The organism is Rhodococcus sp. NPDC127593, assembly GCF_042671975.1.
Classification (GTDB): Bacteria; Actinomycetota; Actinomycetes; order Mycobacteriales; family Mycobacteriaceae; genus Rhodococcus_F.
On sequence record NZ_JBHXWI010000002.1, the window covers coordinates 210,527 to 234,250 of the forward strand.

Genomic DNA, 23,724 nt, shown 5'->3' on the forward strand with positions numbered 1-23,724 from the left:
TGTGCGGTGTCAATATGGGGGCGTGAGTTCGCCCAAGCTCGACGAAACGGGCCGCACCTACCGCGGTGCGGGTCCGCGCCAGCGTCAGGAAGAGCGTCGCGTGCGCCTCGTCGACGCGGCCGTCGAAGTGTTCGGGACCAGCGGATACCGGTCCGCGACGGTGGAGAAGATCTGTTCGACCGCCGGGCTCACCAAGCGCTACTTCTACGAGTCCTTCGACGACAGCGAGGCCCTCCTCCTGGCCGCGTACGCAAGCGTGACCGACCGCCTGCGGGACAGCGTCCTGCACGGAGCGGGGGCCGGCGGCGCCGATCTCGACGCGCGGGTTCGCGGTGCACTCACCGCCTTCTTCCGATCCGTCGCCGACGACCCGCGGATCCCGCGGATCGCATTCCAGGAAGTCCTCGGCGTCGGGCCTGAGGTCGACAACGCCTACCGCCGCGTCACCCTGTCGTTCGTGGACGCCGTTCTCGTCGTCATCGGTCCGGCCGTCGACCGGACCGCATTTCCCGACTTCCACCTGCGCACCCTCGCGACCGGCCTGGTGGGAGCCGTGCTGATGATCGCCCAGCAGTGGGTGCTGGCGGAGAACCCGCAGCCGATCGAGTCCGTCATCGGCAGCGCGCACACCATCCTCTCGGCCGTCCTGGGGCAACTCGGTACCCCGCCCATGTGAGTGGCGCGGCGTCCGGGCGCACGCTTTGCCACTCACGTGCGCTGACCTGGGATTGCGTGCGCCGGTGGGAATCCGGGCAAACCCCTGACGGCATCACATATATGTTGTTAAATACCTGACATGTCCGGTGCTGTGCACTGCCAATCACGGTGGGTCCGCAATACGACGATCCGCGCGGTGCTCATCGCGTTGCTCGGGGTGGTCGCGCTCGCTACGCCGACTCCGATCGTCGCGCACGCCGCCGGCTACGACGGCCTGCTCGACATCACGCCGGCGAACGCGGCGGCGGAGTCGATCGGCGGACTCGACCCCCGGCTGCCCACCGACTCCGCCGTACTCGGTGCCGCGCTGGCGGCCGCCCGCTCCGACGGCGTCGCGCCGGCGCGGTATTCGTCTTTGCTGCAACAGTATTGGTTGTCCCGCGGATCCGAGGCGTCCGGCATCGACCTGGCCGCGTGGGATCCGAACGCCGGACTGATTGCCAATGCTGCGGTGGTCGACCGGGTGTACGAGAACTACGGCCGGTACCAACTTCAACGCGCCGAGCTCTACTGGTCCGGGATGGCCGGGCTGGCGGGAGGGTCGTTCGCCGCGGGCTTCTGGGACCTCGACCTCGGCCGCAGCGTGCTCGGAGTCGACGCCGTCCACACCCTGGGCAACGCCTTCGCGTCCACGGTCCGTGGGTTGCCCGGCGAGGCGATGACACTCCTGCCGACGGACCCGAGAACGCTCGCCACCGTCGGCCCGGCGATGACCGCCGACGACATGGACTGGTACCAGAAGCGCCTGCTGATGATGCAGAAGCACATCTACTTCGACATGGTGCCCATGCACGAGGCGTACCTGAACGAGGGCCGGGCCGCCGTCGAGGAGATGGCCGCCGCCGGACTGCTCGACGAGAACGCCGAGATCGCCTGGAACGGCATCTTCTCCGGCTCTCCGGCGGGCTACGCGGACGCCCTGTTCCGGATGGCGTCGCGTGAGCAGAATCAGATCATCGCCGATCAGTGGGACGTCACCGCGGCAGCCCGCGACGGCGTCGGCCGCGCACTCACCTACGCCACCACCCTCGCGGCGCAACCCTCGGTTCCCGGTTCGCGCGCACCGGGACAGGTTTCGCCGATGTCGGTGGCGGGCGACGTGAACGGCTCGGCCTATCGTCTCCGCACGCCCCTGCCCGGCTTCAACTGGGCCGATCGCGAACCGCGCTGGCAGTACATCGTCGGTGACATCGCGTCGTCCTACCAGCGGCTCGCCGAGGGCCGTCCGGGAGAGTTGCGGGCCCTGCTCGCGATCCCGTTCCGCGACTTCGTGGAGAGCCAGCGGGTGCTGCGGCGGGTACCCGACCTCGCCCGCGACATGAGCGCCGGCTGGGAGTTGTCCCCGGCGCAGCCGTAGGCGGGGCACGATGCCGACTTTCCAATGGATGGATGTGACGTTGCGCACGCGTGGGCGCGGTTGGCACGTTGTGTCACACCACGCCAGGCCCGATCGCAGGAGAGTCGATGAACGTATCCGCCGTCACGCACGACAGCCCGACGACCGCGACACCCACCGAGGTCGCGAAGACGCCGAAGAAGGCGGCGCTCGCGTCGTTCCTCGGAAGTGCGCTCGAGTACTACGACTTCTTCATCTACGGATCCGCCGCCGCCCTCGTCTTCGGGCACACGTTCTTCCCGGCCGGCAACGACGCGATCGGCACGGTCGCCGCGCTCGCGACGTTCGGCGTGGGCTACGTGGCCCGGCCCGTCGGCGGAATCGTGCTCGGCCACTTCGGAGACAAGCTGGGCCGCAAGAAGATTCTGCTGCTGACCCTGCTCATCATGGGCCTGTCCAGTCTCGCGATCGGATTCCTGCCCACGTACGAGCAGATCGGCATCGCCGCCCCGATCCTCCTCGTGCTGTGCCGCCTCGCGCAGGGATTCTCCGCGGGTGGTGAGGCCGCCGGCGCCAGCACCCTCACGCTCGAGCACTCACCGGAGGGACGACGGGCGTTCTTCACCAGCTTCACGATGACCGGATACGCCGCCGGGATGGTCCTCGCGACCCTCGTCTTCATCCCCGTTGCCGCCTTGCCGAAAGACCAACTCGACAGCTGGGGCTGGCGAATTCCGTTCTGGTGCAGCGCGGTGATGCTCGTGGTGGCCTACTTCGTCCGCACCAAGCTCGACGAAACTCCGGTGTTCGAGGAGTCACGCGAGCAGGAAGAAGTTCAGAAGCTGCCCGTCGTCGCCGTCCTGACCACCCAGTGGCGTGACGTCCTGCGGATCGCGCTGTGTTCGCTGTTCGCGGTCGGGCAGACCGTGTTCACGGTCTTCGGGCTCGCCTACGCCACCGGACCCGACGTCGGCATCGACCGCACCACGATGCTGTGGGCGTCGTCGGTGTCGATCGCGGGCTCCATCGTCGCGATCCCGCTGCTCGCCAAACTGTCGGACCGCGTCGGACGCCGCCCCGTCTGGATCACCGGTGCCCTCGGGTGCGCCGTGACGATCTTCGGGTACTTCTGGGCCATCTCGGTCGGCTCCATTCCGCTGATCTTCGTCGCCGCGCTGTTCACGATGACGCTGTTCTACTCGATGGTGAACGGCCTGTGGCCCAGCTTCTTCACCGAGATGTTCGCGGCGCCGGTGCGCTACTCCGGTTTCGCGGTCGGTACGCAGATCGGCTTCCTCATCGCCGGCTTCGCCCCGGCGATCGGCTGGGCACTGCTGGGCACCGGAGTGAACGCGTGGATCCCCGTCGCAGTGTTCACGGCGCTCTGCATGCTGGTCTCATCCGTCGCCGCCTTCACCGCCCGCGAGACGTACCGGGTGCCGCTGGCCGAACTCGGGCGTCCGGCTACTCCTCAGGAGTAGCCGGAGGACAATAGGGCGATGTCACGGACACCGACAGGAGAATCGGTCACTGCCCGCGTCGTGAGGGTTCTGTCCTCCTTCGACGCGGACACACCGTCCCTGTCGGTGTCCGATATCGCGCGTCGGTCCGACCTTCCCGTCGCGACGGCGCACCGTATCGTCGGGGAACTCGTGAAGTACCGCCTCCTCGAACGCAACGACACCCGTATCAGCATTGGCGTGCGGATGTGGGAACTGGGCTCCCGCGGCTCACACACCCTGAGCCTGCGCGAAGCCGCGATGCCGTTCATGGAGGACGTGAACGCCGCGATCAAGCAACACACCCAGTTGGGCATCCTCGACGGCAACGAGGTGCTGTTCGTCGAACGGCTCTCCACCCGCGGGTCCGTCGTCAACGTCACCAAGATCGCCGGACGTCTTCCGGTGCACGCCTGCTCGTCCGGTCTGGTCCTGATGGCCAACGCCTCCCGCGACGTGCAGGACAATTTGCTGTCGCAGCCGCTCGAACGCTACACCGACGCCACCGTCACCGATCCCGACCAGATGCGACGTCTCCTCGCCGAGGTCCGGCACCAGCACTTCGCGGTGGCCGCCGGTCTCATCACCCCGGGTGCGACGGGAGTCGCTGTGCCCGTGCGCGACAGCGACGGTGGCAGGGTGATCGCCGCCCTGTCCGTCGTCATACCGCACGATCAGGCCAACCCGCAGTCGGTGGTCGCGGCGCTGACGACGGCGTCGCGCGGCATCACCCGGGCGATGACGCGCGGATCGCGGCACTGACAGAGTCCCTTTCCATCCATTGAAGTCGCGCTGTGACTCGGCTCTCGGATCGGTCAGAGTGGTTGTCACGAACACACCGTCACCGATCACGCATTGCGAGCCGAAAAACACTACACACCAGTGCTTTCGCCGATGTCCGATCGAGTGCCGACACTCCAGGGAAGGTCCAAGCATGAGCTCGAAAACTGTCAAATGCGACCTGTTGGTCATCGGATCCGGGGCCGCAGGCATGGCCGCGGCACTCAAGGCGGCGAGCGAGGGGCACAGCGTCATCGTCGCCGAGAAGTCGCAGTGGCTCGGCGGCACCACCGCGATCTCGGGCGGCTGGGCGTGGGTGCCGGGCAACAAGCAGGGCCTTGCGCAGGGTGACACCCGTCAGGAGATCGAAACCTACATCCGCGCACTCGCCAAGGACTGCTACAAGGCCGAGATGGTCGACACGTTCCTCGACGAGGTGCCCGAGGCCATCGACTGGCTCGAGCGCGACACCGACGTCGAATTCGTCTACCCGGAAATGGCTCCGGACTACCAGATGGACGCGCCGGGCGCGAAGCCGTCGGGACGCGCGATCTCGGGCAAGGTCGTCGACGCCCGCACCCTCGGCGAGAACCGGTTGCGGTTGCGCCCCTACCTCGACACCTACACCGTGTTCGGTTACATGCCGGAGGTCGGACCCGACATCGCGCAGTTCCTCCACGCCAACCAGTCGTTGAAATCGTTTGCTTACGTGTCGAAGAAGCTCCTCAAGACGTGGGTCGAGACGGTGCTTTGCCGCCGATCGTTCGACCGGACCAACGGCAATTCGCTGATGGTTCGGATGGTGTCGTCCGCCGCGAAACTCGGCATCAGGATGTGGACCGAGACGCCGGTGACGAAGATTCTGCAGTCGGAGAACGGCATCGTCACCGGGGCGGTACTCGGGGGTGTGCACGCGGGAACGGTGGAGGCGCGGCTCGGTGTCGTCATCGCGGCCGGCGGCTACTCCTCGGATCCGGCACTGCGAGCCGAGTACTGGGGTCATGATCCGCACGGCGACAACCACTTCACTCCCACGGTCGGGCACGACGGCGACAACGTGCGCCTGGCCTCGCCGCTCGGCGGGCACGTCGACACGGACGTCCACGAGCCGGCCGCGTGGGCCCCCGTGACGGTGTTCACCGGTCTGCGCGGGCAGCAGCGGATCTTCCCGCACTTGCGGGCGTTCGGGCTCCCCGGATTGATCGCCGTGAACCGCAAGGGCGAACGATTCGCCAACGAGTCGAGCTCGTACCACGACTTCGGCATGGCGATGATTCAGGAGAACGCCGGCCAGGACGAGACCTTCGGCTACATCATCGCCGACTCGAAAGCCATGAACAAGTATGGAATCGGCTACGCCAAGCCGTGGCCGATTCCGCAGGGATACTTCAAGAAGACCGGATTCCTCCACAAGGCCGACACGGTCGACGAACTCGCCCGCAGGATCGGTGTCGACGCCGCCGGGCTGAAGAAGACCCTGTCCGAGTTCAACGCGGGAGCCGCCAAGGGGGAGGACCCGAAGTTCAATCGTGGGTCCAACTGGTTCCACCACTTCAAGGGCGACATGGAACACCAGCCCAACCCGAACCTCGAGCCGCTCGACAAGGGACCGTACTACGCCGCGAAGATCGAGATGGGCGACCTCGGCGCCTACTCCGGCCTCGCCGTCGACCGGCACAGCCAGGTACTCGACGACGACAACCAGCCGATCCCCGGTCTCTTCGCCGCCGGTTCCGCGGCCGTCAGCATCTTCGGCGGCGGCTACCCGGGCTACGGCGCCAACATCGGGCCCGCCCTCGTCTTCGGGTACACCATCGGCCGGGACGCCGAGATCCTTGCGTCGCTGCGCAGCGAATCCGTCGAGCCGACCGTCCTGGAAGAGGTCTGACGTGCCGTTCTTCCTCGTCCGCTACACATACACCGGCGACACGGCCGGCCGGGACCAGCACCGTCCCGAACACAAAAGCCACCTGCAGGCCGCCGCCGACCGCGGACTGATCCTCGGGTCCGGACCGTTCGCGGCAGGAGAAGCACCCGGCGCGGCGATGATCTACGAGGCCGCGGACAGGCAGGACGTCGTCGACGTCGTCGAGGGCGACCCGTTCCTGACGCGCGGGTTCGTCGCGTCGCACGACATCACCGAATGGATTCCGATGATCGGCCCGTGGGCGGTCGCAGCAGTGGGAGGTAGGTCATGACGGGTCGAGTGGCAGGGAAGGTCGCCGTCGTCACGGGGGCGAACGGTGACCTGGGCGGCGCGACCGCGCGGATGCTCGCACAAGAGGGGGCGCTGGTCGCGGCCCTCGACCTCAAAGTGCCGGATGCGCCGTGGGATTCGACGGCGATCACGTCGTTCGCGGTCGACGTCACCGACGAGACCAGCGTCGCCGAGGCCGTCGCGGCAGTGGTGGAGACCGTGGGTGTTCCCGACATCCTGGTCAACTGCGCCGGCATCATCGGGCGGCCCGCGCCGTCGCACGAGGCGTCGGTCGCCGAGTTCGACCAGATCTTCGACGTCAACGTCAAGGGTGTCTGGTTGACGACCAAGCACGTCGTGCCCCACATGATCGGCCGGAAGAAGGGCAGCATCGTGAACTTCTCGTCGATCCACGGGCTGACCGGAGGCTCCAACGTCCCGCTGTACCACGCGTCGAAAGGTGCTGTGCGGCTGCTCAGCAAGGCGGACGCCGTCACCTACGGGCCGCACGGAATTCGCGTCAACTCGATCCACCCCGGGTCGATGCGGACGGCGATGAGTCAACGGTCGGCCGAGGGCAGCGCGATCGGACCGGAGGAGTATTACCGCCAGCTCGTGTCGGGCAACCCCCTCCCGCGGCAGGGGGAACCCGACGAGATCGCCTACGGGGTGCTCTACCTCGCCTCGGACGAGTCCGGCTTCACCACCGGCACCGAACTCGTCGTCGACGGTGGGTACACGGCGCACTGAGCTGTCTTTCCTCGCTTCGCCGCGCCCAATGTCGCACTGGTTCAGTCTGACTGTACCGGTGTGACATTGGGCGAGTGCCGTCAGCCGAAGTGCCGCACCAGCCGGCGATGCCGGTGCGCGAAGAACGCGCCGAGGACGCGGGCGAGCACCGGCGTCAGCGGCACCAGCGGGAGCCGCGGCTCGAACGTGATCCGGTCGTGGACGCCGGTGCTCCCGTCGTCGAAGGGCCTGAGCGTGCGTTCGTGCTCCCACCGGCGCATGCTGAGCATCGTCGACTTCTCGTGGAACCGCCGGCACGGTTCGAGTTCGGCGATGGTCAGATCGTCGTAGTCGAACGGGACGAGCCCGAACAGCCGCAGCCACGCCCGCCCGAGCGGTTCACCGACCGGAACGGAGTCGATGGTGATCGACTCCCGACCCCGCGGGATGCTCATCGTCATCCACGGACGCATTTCGTCGTTGATTCCCTCCGGATCGACGACCCTCGCCCACACCTCTCCGATCGGTGCGCCGACGACCGAGCTGCGTTCGATGATCACGGTTCCATCATCGTTCGACATATGAGGGTGTGCAACGGCTTGGTTTCTGTGCACCGACATTCGGTGACGCGATCTATCGACATCCCGACAAGCCGATCTTGCTCTGCAGATGGCGATCGATTGCTTCGACCTACGGGTTCATGCACATGGCGAGGAAAAGGCCTGATGAGACGGCACCGGGCGACGTCCGGACGGGTAGGCCGCGGTAACGGAACAGCTGGTGATCGCGAAAGTTGATCTTGTGCGGACACTGATACTGGTCGGAACGGCTCTCGGGCTCGGGGCGGGCTTGGTGTGTACCGGCCTGTTCGGCTGGTGGTTGTCGTACCCGGTGCATTTTTATGTGAGCAACTGCACGGCTACATCCGCGCCGCCGATCTGACCGTGCCGGAAGAACTCCTCAACCTCATCGACGAGATTGTTTCTCCAGGTACCCGTGTCAGCCCACAGGATGAGGCGTGGCATCACCCTGATCTTGCCTCCACGTCTCGTCGTCGGCGTCTGTGAGGGAGCGCAGAGCCGACACTCCTTCGCTCAGTACCGGCATCACTGGATACGTCGGTGCGAATCTTCGCCATTCGTCCGTTCAGCGATCCGCGCGCCACGCTGCAAATTGGTACTCGTGCGGTGCACAGCAAGATCGGCGAGTTCCGGCGCATGTCGCTTGACGATCTCCCGCATCCGTGTCTCAGCCAGGGGACCGAGCTTGTCGTAGATGTCTACGAAGTTGCGCCGAGCCTCGTCCCGCGGCCACGGACCGGGAAGCACTTCGGCCGGTAGATCGGGATCGATGTCGAGGAAGCTTCGCCACCGCGCCATCACCTTCGTTCTGATGATCAATGCGTCGGCGGGGGTGGTCCGGTGCTCCGCGATACGCGCGCGCAACTGCGTGGCGTCCTCGACGAAGCTGGTGTATTCGCGCGCGAGGTCGGGGAGATCCCACGCGGTCACGGGGTTTCCGTCCAGGGTGTCGCACTCGGTGATCCGGGCGCGACTGACGGTCGCACGCTCGACGCCGACGGCTGCCAGGGAAGTGCACGCCTCCTCGGTGAGGTCCCACGGTGACACCCAGACACCGTCGTAGAGGGGGCCGAGGCCGAGGGTTCGCAGCCGTGTGCGGAGGATGCGTCGGAGCTCACGCTGTTCCTCCGGCACCGAGAACATGACGAAGGTCCAGAGGCCGTCCCACGCGCGGTCACCCGAACCGAACCGGAAGATGCGGGTGAGCCGACGCATCGCCAGATCCTCGGTCTTGGGTGGGACGCCGTAGAAGGTGGTCCGGCCGACTTTCGAGACGGTGACGAGGTCGCGAGCGGCAAGTCGGCGGATCGCGGCGCGAGCAGCAGGTTCGGCCAGCCCGAATTCGGCGAGCAGGTCGACCAACACGCGCGACGGCAGCGGCTCGCGGCGCCAGAACCAGTAGTCGCCGAGCAGGGCGGTCAGGAGTCGCTGGGAATTCTGGTACTGCGGCCGCGTAGAGCTGTCACTCACTGTCACAGAGTAGCGGTGGGCTTCAGGGACTCCGGTCAGCGCAATAACGGCCTGGAGAAAAGGAATGCAAAACAATGTCCGTTCGGTGTATGGTTTGTCGCACATCGAGAAGAAGGAGTCGACCGCACAGCTACCGCTTGGTGGGATTGACCCAACCCATGAGCCCGATGGGTGGAGCGCATGGCGTTCTTCCGCGCGCCGTGATGACTTTCCGTGGCGATGCGGAGTATTGTCATTTCAATGACGAGCGCAACGAATCTGCATGATGACTCTGCCGCTGGAGTGAAGGCGCAGAGCGTCCTGCTGACGGTCCTCGGCCGCTACGTGCTCGGCCGCGACGTCCTCGTCGGTACGTCGAGCGTCCTCGATGTCCTGTCCTCAGTGGGCGTCGGCGAACATGCCACCCGCTCCGCGCTCGACCGGATGGTCAAACGCGGTCTCCTGACAAAGCATCGCCACGGACGGCGCACGTATGTCGGACTCACCTCGCGCGCGGAAGTGATCCTGCAGGACGGTCACATCCGGATCTGGCGCACCGGGGCCGTCGGAAATGATTGGGACGGAACATGGACCCTCCTCAGCTTCAGTTTCCCCGATTCCTGGCAGAAGCAGCGCCACGAGCTTCGGGCGCGCCTGCAATGGGCAGGGTTTGGCTTCCTTCAAGGGGGGCTGTGGATTTCGCCTTCCACGCGTGACGTCACCGACGTTCTCGACGGGGTCGAGGGTGGCGACAAGGTGCGCGTGTTCTACAGCCGCGCCGAGTCCGGAATGGATGTGCCCGCGATGCTGCGTGACGCATGGGACATAGCAGGAATCGCGGATCGCTATGCGCAGTTCCTCAACCGGTGGGACGATCCGGGCAGTCGTGTGGACGGCGCGCTGGCCACACAGTTGCTGCTGGTCACCGAGTGGCTCGAGGTGATTCGTCAGGACCCGCGGTTGCCGCTCGCGCACCTGCCCACGGACTGGCCCGCGGCGCCGGCGCAGCGTCTGTTCCGTGCGTTGCACGACCAGCTCGACCCGGTAGCCCGGGTGGAGGCCGGAGAACGCCTCGATCTGCGGACCGCAAACATCGCGGTGTGAGAACTTTCGTCAGATTATTGACGGAAGTCTAGTATTGAACTAACTTCATCCCTGTTGCACGCATCACTTTTCGGCTTCAGGGACTGTTGGGTCTCGGGGCCTCTCGACCATCAAGTGAGGGACCAATGAGGCTCACTCGTTCGAAGACCTTCTGCGCTGCCGCCGCGTTGTCGGTGCTGGCGCTGGCCGGTTGTACGTCGATCGATCAGAAGACCGCCGACACCGAGAAGCTGTCGGGACCGGGCGCCAACGCCGGCGTCCTGTACGACCAACTGCCGCAATCGATCAAGAACAAGGGCGAAATCGTCTTCGCCGGCGACTCGCACCCGCCGTACCGGACCGTCGGACCGGACGGCAAGACAGTCACCGGGATGGACCCCGACGTCCAGCAGGCGCTGTCGGGAGTGCTGGGAATTCCCGTCCGGACGGAGATCACCAGCGGTCTTCCCGCCATGCTGTCCGGGATGCTCGCCGGCCGGTATGACGCCTTCAACGGCCCTGTGAAGGCGACACCGGACCGGCTCGCACAATTCGACGGTGTCCAGTGGCTGACCAGCCGCACCTCCTACCTCATCCCGATGAATGGGGGCATCGATGCCGAGAACGCCGACGCGCTCTGCGGAACCCGGTCCGCAGGGGTCGTCGGATCCATCACCGAGGAACAGGTCCACAAGCTGTCCGATTGGTGCGCTGCCAAGCGGCAGCCGGGGGTGGAATTCGTCGGTCTTGCCGACACCAACGCGACGCTGCTGGCGGTGCAATCCGGCCGGGCCGATTCGGCGGCACTGACACAGAGCGGCGCGATCGATACCGCCGCAGCACAACCGAACACCTGGCGTACCGTCGCTCAGACCGAGGAGCAGGGCGCACTCGCCGACCAGCTCGTTCTCCTGGCGCCGAAGACCAACGAGCTCGGGCCGGTCTTCTACGAGGCGTTCAAGTTGTTGTTCGAGGACGGTCAGTACCAGGAGCTGGTGAAGAAGTGGCAGCTCGAGGACATCGCCATTCCCGCTCCGGTTCTCAACCCCACGCCGGCCGCATGAACCCGCGCCTGTCTGCCCCCGTCATGTCCGAAGAGCAGGGAAACTCGATGACCGCCCCAGTTTCCGCGGAACCTCACACCGGACCGAGACCCGACGAGACCGACGTCGCCCGGGCCCGGCCACGCCTGCGCCCCGCCCGGTGGATCATCTCGGTGATCCTCCTGGTTCTGGCCGCACAATTCGTCAACTTCGTGGTGACCAACGAACGGTTCGCCTGGGACATTGTCTGGGGCTACCTGTTCTACCCGACGGTGCTGCAGGGTCTCGCGATGTCGGTGTTCATCACCATCGTCGGCATGACGGTCGGATCGCTGTTGGGCATCGCCCTCGCGGCCGGCCATGCCAGTGACTTCTGGCCCGTACGAATCGTGTGCCAGGCCTATGTCGGCGTCTTCCGCGGCATTCCGCCGCTGGTGCAGTTGATCTTCTGGTTCAACCTGGCCTATCTTCTGCCGGAAATTTCCCTGGGAATCCCGTTCGGACCCACGTTCGGGTCGTGGTCGTCGACCGCACTGATCAGTCCGCTCACCGCAGCCCTGATCGGCCTGAGCCTGCACGAGGCCGCGTACATGTCCGAGATCATCCGGTCAGGGCTCGGCGCGGTCGATGCCGGCCAGCGCGACGCCGCACGCGCCATGGGCTTCACCCAGTGGCGGACCTTCTCTCGCATCATCCTTCCGCAGGCCATGCGCGTCATCGTTCCCCCGACCGGCAACCAGTTCATCTCGCTACTCAAAGGCACGTCCCTGGTCTCGGTGATCGCCATGACCGACCTCCTCTTCTCCGTGCAGCTGATCTACAACCGCACGTACCAGGTGGTTCCGCTGCTACTGGTGGCCTGCATCTGGTACCTGGTCGTCGTCTCGCTGCTCACTTTCGTGCAACGCCGACTCGAACGCCGGTACGGCAAGGGGCAGCGCCGTGACGAGGGCGGTACCACCCCCTGGCGCACCACGTTTCTTCGAGGAAGGGCCTCGCGATGACCGACCGAACTACCCCCGTCGTCCGGGTGACAAACCTACGCAAGACCTATCACGGCACGACCGCGCTCGACGGAGTGGACCTCGAGGTAGCCGAAGGTGAGGTCGTGGTGATCCTCGGCCCCTCCGGCTCCGGTAAGTCGACCCTGGTCCGCTGCATCGACCAACTCGAGAAGATCGACGGCGGCGCCATGTACCTCGACGGCGAACTGCTGGGTTTCGCGCAGCGGCACGGAGCCCTGCGCCCACTCACCGACGAACAGGTCGCCCAGCAACGACGACGCATGGGAATGGTGTTCCAACAGTTCAACCTCTTCCCGCACTGGACCGTGCTGCGCAACATCACCGAGGCGGCCGTCGCGGTCCACGGATTCTCGCGTGAGGACGCCCGGGTCCGTGCCGAGACGTTGCTCGAGAAGGTCGGACTGCCCGACAAGGCGCAGGCCCACCCTCGGCAACTGTCGGGCGGGCAGCAGCAGCGGGTCGCGATCGCGCGGGCGGTGGCCACCCGTCCGCGAGTGTTGCTGTTCGACGAGCCGACCAGCGCACTCGATCCCGAGCTGGTCGACGAAGTGCTCGGTGTCATCAAGGATCTCGCCCGAGGCGGGCTGACGATGATCGTTGTCACCCACGAGATGGAATTTGCTCGCCAGGTCGCTGACCGCTGCGTGTTCATGGTCGCGGGCAAGGTGGTGGAGCAAAACACCACCGACGAGTTCTTCGAACGCCCGCAAACCGAACGCCTGCAGCGATTCCTGAGCCGATTCACCCAGTCGCTGACAGCAAGCCGTGAGCGTGAACTCGTGAAGGAATCGCAGTGAGCCAGACCTGCACCGTCATGGCGGTCGGTGACCTCGTCCTCGACGAGCCCGACCCCGCCTTCTACTTCGCGCCGAGCGCACACCTGTTCCGGTCGGCAGACGTGGCCATCGGGCACATCGAGGTGCCGCACTCGACCAGCACCGTGCAGGCGAGCACCGACGTGCCGGCACCGCCGGCAGACCCGCAGGCGCTCGAGGCGGTGGCAGAGGCGGGTTTCGATGTCGCCACCCTCGCGGGGAACCACTTCTACGACGTCGGTACCGAAGGTGTGCTCGACACCATCGCCTACTCGCGCAAGGCCGGATTGCGGACCGCGGGTGGGGGAGCGAACCTCGCCGAGGCGCGGGAACCGGCCATCATCGAGGCGGCCGGACTGCGCGTCGGGGTACTCAGCTACAACTGCGTCGGACAGCGCGAGTCCTGGGCGGCGTCCCAGAAGGCGGGTGCCGCGTACGTGAAGGTGCTCACCCACTACGAACTCGACTCCGCCACCCCGGGTGGACCACCGACCGTCTACACGTTCGCGGCACCGGACAGTCTCGCCCAGATGAAGGCGGGCATCTCCGCGTTGCGACCCCAGGTCGACGTCCTCGTCGTCGCACTGCACAAGGGAATCGGGCATACCCCGGCGGTCCTCGCCGACTACGAGTCCCCGGTGTCCTACGCAGCGATCGACGCAGGCGCCGACCTGGTGATCGGGCATCACGCCCACATCATGCGCGGCATCGAGTTCTACCGCGGAAAGCCGATCTTCCACGGGCTCGGCAACTTCGTCACAGTCACCCATGCGCTCACCCCGGTCGGCGGAGACTCCGCCGAACGCCGCGCGTGGGCCGCCCGCCGACAGGAAATGTTCGGTTTCAGCCCCGATCCGGCGATGCCGTCCTATCCCTTCCACCCCGAGAGCCGCAACACCGCCGTCGCGACGTGCACCTTCGACGCCGACGGCCTGGTCGCCGCCGGCCTCGTTCCGTGCTGGATCGACGACGACGCGCGACCGGTGCCACTCACCGCCGACGATTCCCGCACCGAGGGCGTCGTCGAATACATCGAGACGATCACCCGCGCAGCCGGTTTCGACACCGACTTCTGCCGCGACGGTGACCTCGTGATGGTCACCGCACCCACTGCACAGCAAAGGATCCGATAATGGCTCAGCGACCCCTCGAAGGAAAGGTCGTCCTCGACCTCACCACCGCACTGGCCGGGCCGTACGCGACTCTGCTCCTCGCCGGTCTCGGTGCCCGTGTGATCAAGATCGAGAACCCCGAGCGCGGTGGGGATGCCGCGCGCAACAATTCGCCATACGTCACGCCGGACGGGCTGTCGGTGCAACGCACCGGCGCGGACGACATGTCGGTGTCGATGCTGTCTCGGGGACGCAACAAGGAGTCGATGACCCTCGACCTCAAGAACCCTCACGGCAAGCAGGTCTTCCTCGACCTCGCAACGCAGGCGGACATCGTCGTCGAGAACTACAGTGCCGGTGTCACCGCTCGACTGGGAATCGACTACGCGGCCGTCTCCGCCGCCAACCCGAGACTGGTCTACACCTCCATCAGCGGGTTCGGCAGTCAGGGCGGCCCCGGCACCGGCAAAGCCATGGACACCATCATCCAGGCGCTCAGCGGCGTGATGATGACCGCAGGCAGCCCCGGCGACGCCCCCATCCGCTTCGGCCTGCCCATCGGCGACCTCGTCGCGCCCCTGTTCGCCGTCATCGGCACCCTCTCCGCCGTCATCCAGGCCGAGAGCACCGGCCGTGGACAGCACGTCGACGTCTCGATGCTCGGTGCGCTGACCTCCATGGTGGCCGCGGAACCCTTCGACGCCTTCGAGATGATCGGGCTGCCCACCCGCACCGGCGCACTCGTGCCGCGGCTCGCCCCCTTCGGCACCTTCGAGGCGGAGGACGGCTACTTCGCCATCTGCGCTCCTACAGACGGATTCGCGCACGGAGTCCTGACGGCGATCGGGCGCCCCGACCTGATCACCGATCCCAAATTCGCCCGGCGCGACGGCCGCGTCCACAACGCCGACGAACTCCACGCGATGATCGGACAGTGGGCGGCCGACAAGCCACTTGCAAAGGTGATCACGGACCTCGAAAGTCACGGTGCGCCATGCGCGGAGGTTCGCTCGCCCCGCGACGCAGTGCGCGACCCCATCGTCGTCGAACGCGGTGAGGTGGTACCTCTGACACACCCGACCTACGGAAACGTGGTCGAGTTGTTCGGAAGCGGACTGCCGATCACGATGTCCGGCAGCGACACCACGCTCGACCGTCCCGCGCCCGCGCTCGGTGAACACACGACCCAGGTCCTGGCAGATCTGCTCGGGTACGACGAGCCGCACATCGCCGACCTCGTCGAGAGCAAAGCGCTGTGACGACGTCCTCCGCGTCTTCGACACCGTCCGCATCGGAGCGGCTGCGCAGCCACTACGACAGCCGACTCGATCGAGCGCGTACGGCCGCGGCCGACGGGACCGTGGTGATCGGGGTCGTCGGATCCGACGTGCCGCCCGAAATCCTCGAGTCCTGCGGTGCGCTCGCATACCGACTGTCCAGCATCGACCGGTCGCCTAGCCCCGAAGCCATCACACTGCTCGGGGGCGCCGTCGACGCGACTGTGTACTCGATCCTCGACCAGATCCTCGCCGGGGACGTCGACTTCCTGCGTGGACTGGTCGTGTCACGGGACAGCCAGGCGTCGCTGCGGTTGTTCTACGTGCTGCGCGCGCTGGCGGCGCAGGGACGTCCGGTGCCGCCCGTCCAGCTGCTCGACGCCCTGCACCTGCGCCGCGACTCGACGCGCAGGTACAACACGAGTCAGATCGGAGCGCTGGCCGTGACCATCGAGCAATGGACGGGTCGGTCGTACACCCTCGCGAATCTGTTTGCAGCACAATATGTCCGAGCACGCGTCGGGGGCCGACTGGTCGAGGTCCGCGAACGTCGACGATCGGACACTCCGACCGTGTCGGGTGTCGACGCGCTCCGGTTGTACGCACTCAGCCAGACCGCGGAACCCGCCGAGTGCATCGCACTGGCGGAGGCGTTGCTCGCGGACCCGTCACCGATTCCGGCCGGGCCGCGTGTGTTCGTCACGGGCAGCGCACATGACCACGACCGTGCCTACAGCGCCCTCGAGTCGGCGGGCGCGCGGTTGGTGGGTGACGACCACAGCTGGGGTGATCCGGTGGCGGACCTGTGGCCGGTGCCGGCGACAGGTGACGACCTCGACTGCGCCCACAGCGCAATCGCGTCGCATCGCCTGTACTGCGGGGAGATGGCGCAGACGTCGGGGTTGGCCGACCGGGCCGGCTATAGCGCCGAGGGTGTGCGGCGCGCCGATGCGGATGCGGTTCTGTCCCTCGTCCGCTGCAACGATCCCGCACCGGACTGGGACTTTCCCGTACTGGTCCGGGAACTCGGTGACGCCGTGCGCACGGCGAAAGTGGCCGGTGGCGCTCGTACCTGGCCGGATGAGGAACTGATGGCAGCCCTCCAAAGGCTGAGCAGGAAAGATTGCGAGGTATCCGCACGATGAGCGCAGTACACGCTGCTTCACCGGAGCGACTGGCTGCGGCGACCGCGGCCACCGCCTACCAGAAGGAGTGGTTCGCGCAGATGCGGGCCGAGGTGGCGGCCGGCGCCCCGCTCGCGCTGGTCAACGCGGACGCACCCCAGGAGGTCCTGCGCGCGATGGGGATCCCCTACGTGGTCAACCAATGGTGGGCGTCCGTCGTGGCCGCCAAACGGTTGGGCCCGGCGAGCCTGAACACCATCGCCGAGCTGGGCTATCCGGACGACTCGTACCAGTACGACGCGATCGGACTGGGCTCGATGAACCTCCCGCCCGAGCAGGCACCCTGGGGTGGGCTGCCCCGACCGGACTTCGTCATCGCCGAGAGCAGTGGGGACGCTACCCGGAAGGTGTTCGACTTGTGGGCGCAGCATCCGAAAACCGAGTTCTTCGCGTTCGAGCGATCTTCGGCGACCACTGCACCCGACAACTGGTGGGACCTCGTCCCGCATCGGTGGGATCAGGCGTACGCCGCCGACCGTCTGGACCTGATGACCGACGAGAATTGGCAACTCGTCGAATTCCTCACCGAACGCACGAAGCGGACGTTCGACCTCGACCGCCTCGCTGCCGTGATGGACCTGGTCAACGAGCAAGCCGAGTGGAACAGGCGGACACGGGACCTGATCGCGTCGTCCCGCCCCACACCAGTATCGATCAACGACAGCATCCCGGCCGTGATGATCCCGCAGTGGCACCGCGGCAGCGTGTGGGCCCGCGACGCGGCGCGCGCCCTCTACGACGAGGTCGAGCAAGCAGTGCACGATCGCCGGGTCGTCTGCCCGGACGAGCAGCTCCGCCTCATGTGGATCGGACGCGGTCTCTGGTTCGATCTCGGTCTGTACCAGCGGTTCCAGGAAAAGTACGGGGCCGTCTTCGTATGGTCGATGTACCTGGCCATCGCCGCCGACGGCTACCCCCGCTACGGGGACGACCCGATGCGGACCCTCGCCGCCCGGTTCGTCGGGTTCACCGACCAGCTCTACACACCGCCGTGGTCGTCGCAGTGGTACGTGAAGGAGGCGCTCGCCCACGGAGTCGACGCGGTCGTCCACCTCGTGGCCGACGACGTGCCCGGGGGAACCTTCACCACCGCGGCACTCGAGCAAGCCGGAATTCCCGTCCTCGAAATCAATGCCAGCAACGCGGATTCGCGCGGCGACACGGCCACGGTAGTCGAGAACGCGATCGGCGACTTTCTCGAGAGGAGAGTCCTCGGCTGAGACCCCGATGCCTTCCCTCGTCCCGCCACCACTCCGTCGGCGCAACTTCGCCCTCTATTTCACCGGCCAGATCGCCTCCAACACCGGTGTCTGGTTCCAGAACCTGGCATTGAGCCTGTGGATTGTCGAGGAAACCGAGAGCGCCCGCGCACTCGCCCTCGTCACGGTATGCCAGTTCGCACCGATCCTGCTGCTGTCCACCGTCGCTGGTGCTGCCGCGGACACGTTCCGTCCCCGATCAATCCTGTTCGTCACCGCGGCACTGTCGGCGCTCGCCGCGGCGATGCTCGCTCTTGCGGCGAGTTCCGGTATCGACCACCTTCCCGTCCTGCTCGCGATCGTCGCGTTCTCCGGGGTGGTGCAGGCGTTCGACCGCACGGCGGGCCATGCATTCCTGTTCGAACTCGTCGGAGCACGCGAACTCGGGGCGGCGGTATCGCTCAATACCGTTGCCCTGTCGGCGGCCCGATCGATCGGGCCGGGCATCGCCGGCATCGCGTACGCAGTGGTCGGGCCGGCCACGTGTTTCGGCATCAACGCCGCGACCTACGGCTTCGTGATCGTGGCGTTGTGTTCGATGAACGCGAAGCGGTTCGTGGCGCGTCCCGTTCGACCTGCCGATGCGGACGGAGCGCGGAGTGCCGTCGGCACGTTGCTGGCCGACCGGACGCTGCGGAGACTGTTCGCGACCAACGTCGCGGCGACAGTGCTGGCGATGAACTTCATGGTGGTCGTCACGGCGATGGTGACCATCAGCCTCGACGCCGGCGCCCCGCAGCTCGGTGCCGCGCACGCACTCAACGCGGTCGGCGCGGTCGTGGGTGGACTCGTCGTCTCGATGCTGGCCGAGGTGCGTCTGCGCGTGGTCGCGCTCGCCATCATGGTCCTCGGCGTTGCACTGGCCTGTGCGGCGATATCACCGAATGTTGCTGTATTCCTCGTTGTTTCACCCCTGATTGGTTTGGGATTGGGTGCGTTCCAAAGCTCGCTGGGCAATGCTGTGCAGACTCTGAGCCCCTCTCATCTGCTGGGCCGTTCCTCGGCTCTGCTCACGATGAGCAGCGTCGGCGTCGCGCCCATCGGGGCAATCATCGCCGGGTCAATCGTCGACGGTGCCTCCGCGCGCTGGGCGATGACCGCGGGAGCGCTTGCCTGTCTGGTATGTGGCGCGGTCCTCGCGCGCGCACCGCGCACTACCCGTCCGGGCATCCGTACTGAGGAAAAGCGTCCTGCCCGAACCTGACCTCGACCGTCCATGATGTGGACGACCTGCACGGGCCCAACGACGCCGACCAGGCTCATGAGGCCGGCAATCAGTGCGATTCCCTCGCCCGCATGTGATGCCCTGGTAACCAACGGGTCTGCGTCAAATACATTGCGCCCACCGCGACCTTGGGGTGACCAACTCGCACACCCGCGCGAACGTGTGGTGGCTGGACAACAGCGCCAAACGAGGATCGAACTCCGCGATAGTGCTGCGGAACACTCTTCTGCCAACGGTTCGAGGCTGTCATCGATGCTGGAGCGGCATTCCAGGTGTCATGACCGGGCCAGTCCTGTGGCAGCAGCTCAGTGGGCAGGTTCGGGTTCAGGTCGGGGGAAGTTGCGCCGGTCCGCCATGGCGGCGGTGTGAAGTTTGAGAGCCTGAGCGGGGGAGGGCTGCGTGCCGCGGAGACTCTCGCGGAGTGGCTGGTAGGTGTCGACAGATTCTTCTCTACCAACCGCCCAGAGCCCGCAGGTCGAACGCTTCGGTCGCGACCGTGAGGGGATGTGCCGGCGACACGCACGTCGCTCGGAATACCGTCACCGACATTCCGATTTCCTCGTGCACCGCTGGGTGAGGCCGCAGGAATGAACTCTGGGAGCAGCCGCGGCCGTCTGCACGGGAACAGCAACTGGTTCGACATCGGCGACGTTGCGGACCAGGAAATAGCTGAAGACGTGGCGCTGATGACCGACCGCGGGACCGGGCCCGCCTTCCAACGCAGTGCCGAGTCGCCACCAAACTCGTGTTCGCCGCGATTCCGTCCGAGGGCTAGGAGGAGTTCGGATCTTCGTTCGCACCACTCGTCAACGCCCTCGAGAAGGACCTAGGACTCCCGTGGAATTCCAAGCTGCAAAAGGCAACTCGGGCGTCACTGAAGCGCAGGTCGCGTCGGGTAGACGTCGCAGTGTACGGCAGCCGCTCACCACCCGAGACCGGTGTCCGCAGTTCCTTGATGGCGGTTCATTCATCACCGCGTCGGGCGGCGTCGCGCCGAGACTGCCGGCAACGCTTCTGCCGAGATCATCACGAGCTCTGTGGGATCCACGCAATCGCCGCCGATGTAGTCCAGCAACGACCCCGGGTCGGATCGCCAGGGTCGTTGCGCACGTGTCTGATCCTGCAGCCTCGGTCACGCGTCGAGAGTCAGAGCTTCGGTGCATGAACGGGACACACACGGCATCATCACCTGCCCGGACTCACGCTGAGACTGATCGAGTACCGAATCGCGATGATCTGGTGTTCCTTCAATCACACGAGTCTCGCAGGAACCACATGTTCCTTCGAAGCATGATCCAGGAATGACCACACCCGACTCGGCGCACGCGTCGATGATCGACTGACCCGGAAGCACCGTCACCTGTACGTCAGACCGCTCCAGATGCACCCTGAACGATTCGAGCGCGCTGTCGCCGGCAACATTCGAGCCGGGCTTCGGGGAGAACCACTCCACGTGCAGTTCCAGGCCGGCCGCCGTACAGGCCTCTTCGAGTTCGGAAAGCAAAGATGCAGGACCGCAAGAGTATACGACCGTACCGGGCTCTTGTGCGGTAATGAGCGCAAGCAAGTTGGGACGGCCGGACACGGCGGAATCGTGCAGGCGAGCGGCGGGGAGGTCGGCGACGACATCGGCATACGCCATCGACATGCGTTGCTTGCCGATGTAATGGAACTCGAACGGACGGCGCCGGTCGAGGACCTGCCGCGCCATGGCGAGCATGGGAGTCACCCCAATCCCTCCGGCAACGAACAGGTACCGATCGGCGTCGACCAGCGGAAAATGATTTGTCGGGCCTGCCACGGTGAGCGAATCGCCGGCCTTGATCATCTCGTGGATGAACGCCGAACCGCCGCGGCTGTCGTCCTCACGAAGGACGGTGATGGTCCATGCGTCGGACTCGTCGGGGTTTCCGCACAGCGAGTACTGGCGGGCGAGTCCGGTGGGCAGGCGCAGTTCTATGTGCGCGCCAGGTTCCCACCGAGGTAGTGCTCTCCCGCCGGGATCAGCCAGTGTCAGTTCCACTACGCGATCGGCAACGTCTCGCACCTTCGAGACGACGGTGATGCGTTCGCCCGAACGGAGACCGAGCCCATAGTCGAGTGTTCGGTGACGAGATGCCGGGGTGAACCGGACCGGCAAGGTGGACAGGCCGATATGGGGCCAACCGGCCTGTACCGGCTCGCCGTCGAGAACAATTTCGTCGGTCAACGCAAACAGTTCCTCGACCACGATCCGCAACTCGGCCCGCGCCAACGGTGCGCCCAGGCAGGTATGAATACCGTTGCCGAAGGCAACGTGACGGTTCGGGCGGCGGTCGATCACGCAACGGTCGGCGTCCTGGAATATCGTCGCATCCCGATTCGCAGAGGACCACATGAGGGCTACCTTGTCGCCCGCTCGAATGGTGTGCCCGTGGAGATCGACATCTCGGGTGGCAGTCCTGGCCAGGAGTCTGGCCGGTGACCACACGCGCAGGATCTCTTCCATGGCTGTCGGGATCGCATCCCGGTTCTCCCGCAGATGTCGCTGCTCCTCGGGATGGCTGGCGAGGAAGGCGATCACGCTGCCGATGCCGTTCGTAGTAGTGCCGTGCCCGGCCTGAAGGAGCAGGCGCAGAACTGCGACCACTTCGTCATTGCTCAGCAGACGGCCGTTGATCTCGCCGATCAGAAGGCCGGTGGCCACGTCGGTCTCCGGGGCGAGTGGTTGCCGTCGGCGCCGCTCCACGAGTGCCTCAACGTAGGCGTAGAGCCGGTCGTTGGCCTGGCTGTGTCGAGCGGCGTCTCCTTGGGTGCCCGCGGTCAGCACCGCGTTCGCCATCTCCTTGATTCCGGCGGCATCCGCGGTGGGGATCCCGAGAAAGGTGCACAACACCTGCGCGGGCAGGGGATGGGCGATTGACTCGACGACCTCCGCCCGTCCTGCCGCAACTGCCGAGCCCAATAGATCCCGTGCAATTCGCCGAATGGTCGGCTCGATGGCTCGAATACGTTGGGGGGAGAAGTATTTGTTCAATAGGTCGCGGTACTGGCGGTGCTCGGGTGGATCCGATTCCAGTGGCGGTCGAGGAGGCCGGGTGGGCCCCGTCGAATCCGGAATGGTGGTCTTGTAACGGCTGGCGAAAAGTTCGGTGTCCCGCGCCGCCGCGACCACGTCCTCGTATCGGCTGAGGGTCCAGAACCCGCCGAATCGGTCTGTATGCGCGACCGGACACTGTTCCCGGAGTCTGGCGTGCTCAGCCGTGGGATCGGTCTCGTGGGTGGCGGCGAGCGGGTCCCAATCGCCGTGACACATTGTCTCTGCTGCCATCGAGTGGCCTCTTTCGCGTAGATGACCGGACAAATGTTTGCACAACAATATGTGACCGTCCTTTTAAGTGCAATACAATGAGGGAGGCTGTGAAGATGGTGCATAGCAGAAGGAGGAAGCCCAGATGACGAATGTCAACGAGGGCGGGTGGCCCGACCCGGAGATCGTCGATTTGCCACGGCAACAGGCCGGGTCCAGCTCACAGGCGTTGTTGGGAGCCTTACTGGCGGACTACACCTTCGAGGACGCGGGCGGGCTGACGTCCGAAGCGGTCGTGCGGTTGCTCGCCGAGTTCGGCATATCCTCCTCCGGAGCCCGATCGGCGCTGAGCCGCATCGTGAAGCGGGGACTCCTCGTCCCACATCGTCGGGGACGGACGGTGACCTACGACATCAGCGACACGGCCCGGCTGACCCACCGCGAGAAGCTCGGTGCCGTAGTGCGGTTCGGAAACCCCGCGCCACCTTGGGACGGACAATGGACCGTGGTCGTGTTCTCGGTCCCCGAGACCCAGCGGATACTTCGCCAACGCCTTCGAACATTGCTCGAGAGCAACGGGTTTGCGATGTTTGCAGATGCACTCTGGGTCTGCCCCTGGGACCGGCGAGGCACGGCCTCCCGGATCGGGTCCGATCTCGGTGTGTACTTGGCACTCTTTCGCGGGGAGTTCTCCGCTTGCGACAACTCCGAGATGGCGCCGAGCCGAGCCTTCGACCTCCGGGGAGTGCGTAGGGAGTACGACAACTTCCTCGGCACCCACGCCGACGAGGCAGCCGCGATCATCCGCGGACAACTGAGCGCGGACCAGGCGTTGGTGCTACGAACGACCGTGCTGCGAGACTGGCGCAAAATCGCCGCGTTGGACCCCGCGCTGCCACAACAGCTACTACCGGCGGACTGGCCCCAGGGCGAGGCGCGCCAGGTTTTCGAAGTTCTATGGAGGGGCTTGGGCCCGCTGGCACTGACCAGGCTCAGAACCCTTCTGGCAGAAGAAAATCCCGCCACGGCAGACCGTGTGGAACTGATGGATATCGAAGTGCCCCACCGCGGGGTATCGACGACCCCGTGACGCTACCTCGGGAAACGAGACGCGATGAACTCCT

General features: G+C 66.0%; 21 protein-coding genes. 18 read left to right on the top strand and 3 right to left on the bottom strand.

Annotation, left to right across the window (positions count from 1 at the left end; all coding sequences use genetic code 11):
- Positions 1–22 precede the first annotated feature (22 nt).
- The 7 genes from ACFVJ3_RS02675 (at position 23) to ACFVJ3_RS02705 (ending at position 7,279) form a co-directional block, all read left to right on the top strand.
- Positions 23–676 (top strand): TetR/AcrR family transcriptional regulator, encoded by a 654-nt coding sequence (locus ACFVJ3_RS02675; RefSeq protein WP_378450576.1) that lies wholly within the window; start codon positions 23–25, stop codon positions 674–676.
- Between the two features lie 120 nt (positions 677–796).
- Positions 797–2,074: a hypothetical protein gene (locus ACFVJ3_RS02680; protein ID WP_378450577.1), complete on the top strand. Its 1,278-nt coding sequence runs from the start codon at positions 797–799 to the stop codon at positions 2,072–2,074.
- Positions 2,075–2,181: 107 nt separating this feature from the next.
- Positions 2,182–3,534: an MFS transporter gene (locus ACFVJ3_RS02685; protein WP_378450578.1), complete on the top strand. Its 1,353-nt coding sequence runs from the start codon at positions 2,182–2,184 to the stop codon at positions 3,532–3,534.
- 18 nt (positions 3,535–3,552) lie between these two features.
- A complete protein-coding gene (locus ACFVJ3_RS02690; RefSeq protein WP_378450579.1) occupies positions 3,553–4,314 on the top strand; it encodes an IclR family transcriptional regulator in 762 nt (253 codons plus the stop codon).
- A gap of 172 nt (positions 4,315–4,486) precedes the next feature.
- Positions 4,487–6,220 (top strand): FAD-dependent oxidoreductase, encoded by a 1,734-nt coding sequence (locus ACFVJ3_RS02695; protein ID WP_378450580.1) that lies wholly within the window; start codon positions 4,487–4,489, stop codon positions 6,218–6,220.
- A gap of 1 nt (position 6,221) precedes the next feature.
- Complete coding sequence (locus tag ACFVJ3_RS02700; RefSeq protein WP_378450581.1) at positions 6,222–6,530, top strand: YciI family protein; 309 nt, start codon at positions 6,222–6,224, stop codon at positions 6,528–6,530.
- Entirely contained in the window at positions 6,527–7,279 is a 753-nt protein-coding gene (locus ACFVJ3_RS02705; protein WP_378450582.1) for an SDR family NAD(P)-dependent oxidoreductase, read from the top strand. Before ACFVJ3_RS02700 ends, ACFVJ3_RS02705 begins: the two co-directional genes overlap by 4 nt.
- Positions 7,280–7,359: 80 nt before the next feature.
- On the opposite strand, the gene ACFVJ3_RS02710 is transcribed toward ACFVJ3_RS02705, so the two are convergent.
- Positions 7,360–7,818: a hypothetical protein gene (locus ACFVJ3_RS02710; protein WP_378450639.1), complete on the bottom strand. Its 459-nt coding sequence runs from the start codon at positions 7,816–7,818 to the stop codon at positions 7,360–7,362.
- Between the two features lie 315 nt (positions 7,819–8,133).
- Here ACFVJ3_RS02710 and ACFVJ3_RS02715 point away from each other — a divergent pair, with 315 nt between their 5' ends.
- Positions 8,134–8,325: a hypothetical protein gene (locus ACFVJ3_RS02715; RefSeq protein WP_378450583.1), complete on the top strand. Its 192-nt coding sequence runs from the start codon at positions 8,134–8,136 to the stop codon at positions 8,323–8,325.
- A 39-nt stretch (positions 8,326–8,364) separates the two neighbouring features.
- Here the strand turns inward: ACFVJ3_RS02715 and ACFVJ3_RS02720 are convergent, their stop codons facing one another.
- Complete coding sequence (locus ACFVJ3_RS02720; protein WP_378450584.1) at positions 8,365–9,309, bottom strand: PaaX family transcriptional regulator C-terminal domain-containing protein; 945 nt, start codon at positions 9,307–9,309, stop codon at positions 8,365–8,367.
- A gap of 240 nt (positions 9,310–9,549) precedes the next feature.
- Here ACFVJ3_RS02720 and ACFVJ3_RS02725 point away from each other — a divergent pair, with 240 nt between their 5' ends.
- The 9 genes from ACFVJ3_RS02725 to ACFVJ3_RS02765 all read left to right on the top strand — a co-directional run bounded on the left by ACFVJ3_RS02725 (position 9,550) and on the right by ACFVJ3_RS02765 (position 19,290).
- Positions 9,550–10,392, top strand: a complete 843-nt coding sequence (locus ACFVJ3_RS02725) for a PaaX family transcriptional regulator C-terminal domain-containing protein (RefSeq protein ID WP_378450585.1) — start codon at positions 9,550–9,552, stop codon at positions 10,390–10,392.
- A gap of 125 nt (positions 10,393–10,517) precedes the next feature.
- The gene (locus ACFVJ3_RS02730) at positions 10,518–11,435 is read left to right on the top strand and encodes a transporter substrate-binding domain-containing protein (RefSeq protein WP_378450586.1); all 918 of its coding nucleotides are present in this window, start codon (positions 10,518–10,520) and stop codon (positions 11,433–11,435) included.
- Positions 11,436–11,482: 47 nt separating this feature from the next.
- Complete coding sequence (locus ACFVJ3_RS02735) at positions 11,483–12,418, top strand: amino acid ABC transporter permease (RefSeq protein WP_378450587.1); 936 nt, start codon at positions 11,483–11,485, stop codon at positions 12,416–12,418.
- A complete protein-coding gene (locus ACFVJ3_RS02740; protein WP_378450588.1) occupies positions 12,415–13,236 on the top strand; it encodes an amino acid ABC transporter ATP-binding protein in 822 nt (273 codons plus the stop codon). Before ACFVJ3_RS02735 ends, ACFVJ3_RS02740 begins: the two co-directional genes overlap by 4 nt.
- Positions 13,233–14,387 carry a CapA family protein gene (locus tag ACFVJ3_RS02745; RefSeq protein ID WP_378450589.1) on the top strand — a complete coding sequence of 385 codons (1,155 nt, stop codon included), beginning with the start codon at positions 13,233–13,235 and terminating at the stop codon, positions 14,385–14,387. Before ACFVJ3_RS02740 ends, ACFVJ3_RS02745 begins: the two co-directional genes overlap by 4 nt.
- A complete protein-coding gene (locus ACFVJ3_RS02750) occupies positions 14,387–15,625 on the top strand; it encodes a CaiB/BaiF CoA transferase family protein (protein ID WP_378450590.1) in 1,239 nt (412 codons plus the stop codon). The genes ACFVJ3_RS02745 and ACFVJ3_RS02750 overlap by 1 nt, the downstream gene beginning before the upstream one ends.
- Positions 15,622–16,788: a 2-hydroxyacyl-CoA dehydratase gene (locus ACFVJ3_RS02755; RefSeq protein WP_378450591.1), complete on the top strand. Its 1,167-nt coding sequence runs from the start codon at positions 15,622–15,624 to the stop codon at positions 16,786–16,788. Before ACFVJ3_RS02750 ends, ACFVJ3_RS02755 begins: the two co-directional genes overlap by 4 nt.
- A complete protein-coding gene (locus ACFVJ3_RS02760) occupies positions 16,785–18,047 on the top strand; it encodes a 2-hydroxyacyl-CoA dehydratase (RefSeq protein WP_378450592.1) in 1,263 nt (420 codons plus the stop codon). The genes ACFVJ3_RS02755 and ACFVJ3_RS02760 overlap by 4 nt, the downstream gene beginning before the upstream one ends.
- A 7-nt stretch (positions 18,048–18,054) precedes the next feature.
- Positions 18,055–19,290 carry an MFS transporter gene (locus ACFVJ3_RS02765; protein WP_378450593.1) on the top strand — a complete coding sequence of 412 codons (1,236 nt, stop codon included), beginning with the start codon at positions 18,055–18,057 and terminating at the stop codon, positions 19,288–19,290.
- A 1,153-nt stretch (positions 19,291–20,443) separates the two neighbouring features.
- Here the strand turns inward: ACFVJ3_RS02765 and ACFVJ3_RS02770 are convergent.
- On the bottom strand, positions 20,444–22,621 hold the full coding sequence (locus ACFVJ3_RS02770) for a cytochrome P450 (protein WP_378450594.1): 2,178 nt from the start codon (positions 22,619–22,621) through the stop codon (positions 20,444–20,446).
- 124 nt (positions 22,622–22,745) lie between these two features.
- Here ACFVJ3_RS02770 and ACFVJ3_RS02775 point away from each other — a divergent pair, with 124 nt between their 5' ends.
- Positions 22,746–23,690: a PaaX family transcriptional regulator C-terminal domain-containing protein gene (locus ACFVJ3_RS02775; protein WP_378450595.1), complete on the top strand. Its 945-nt coding sequence runs from the start codon at positions 22,746–22,748 to the stop codon at positions 23,688–23,690.
- The last annotated feature ends 34 nt before the right edge of the window (positions 23,691–23,724 follow it).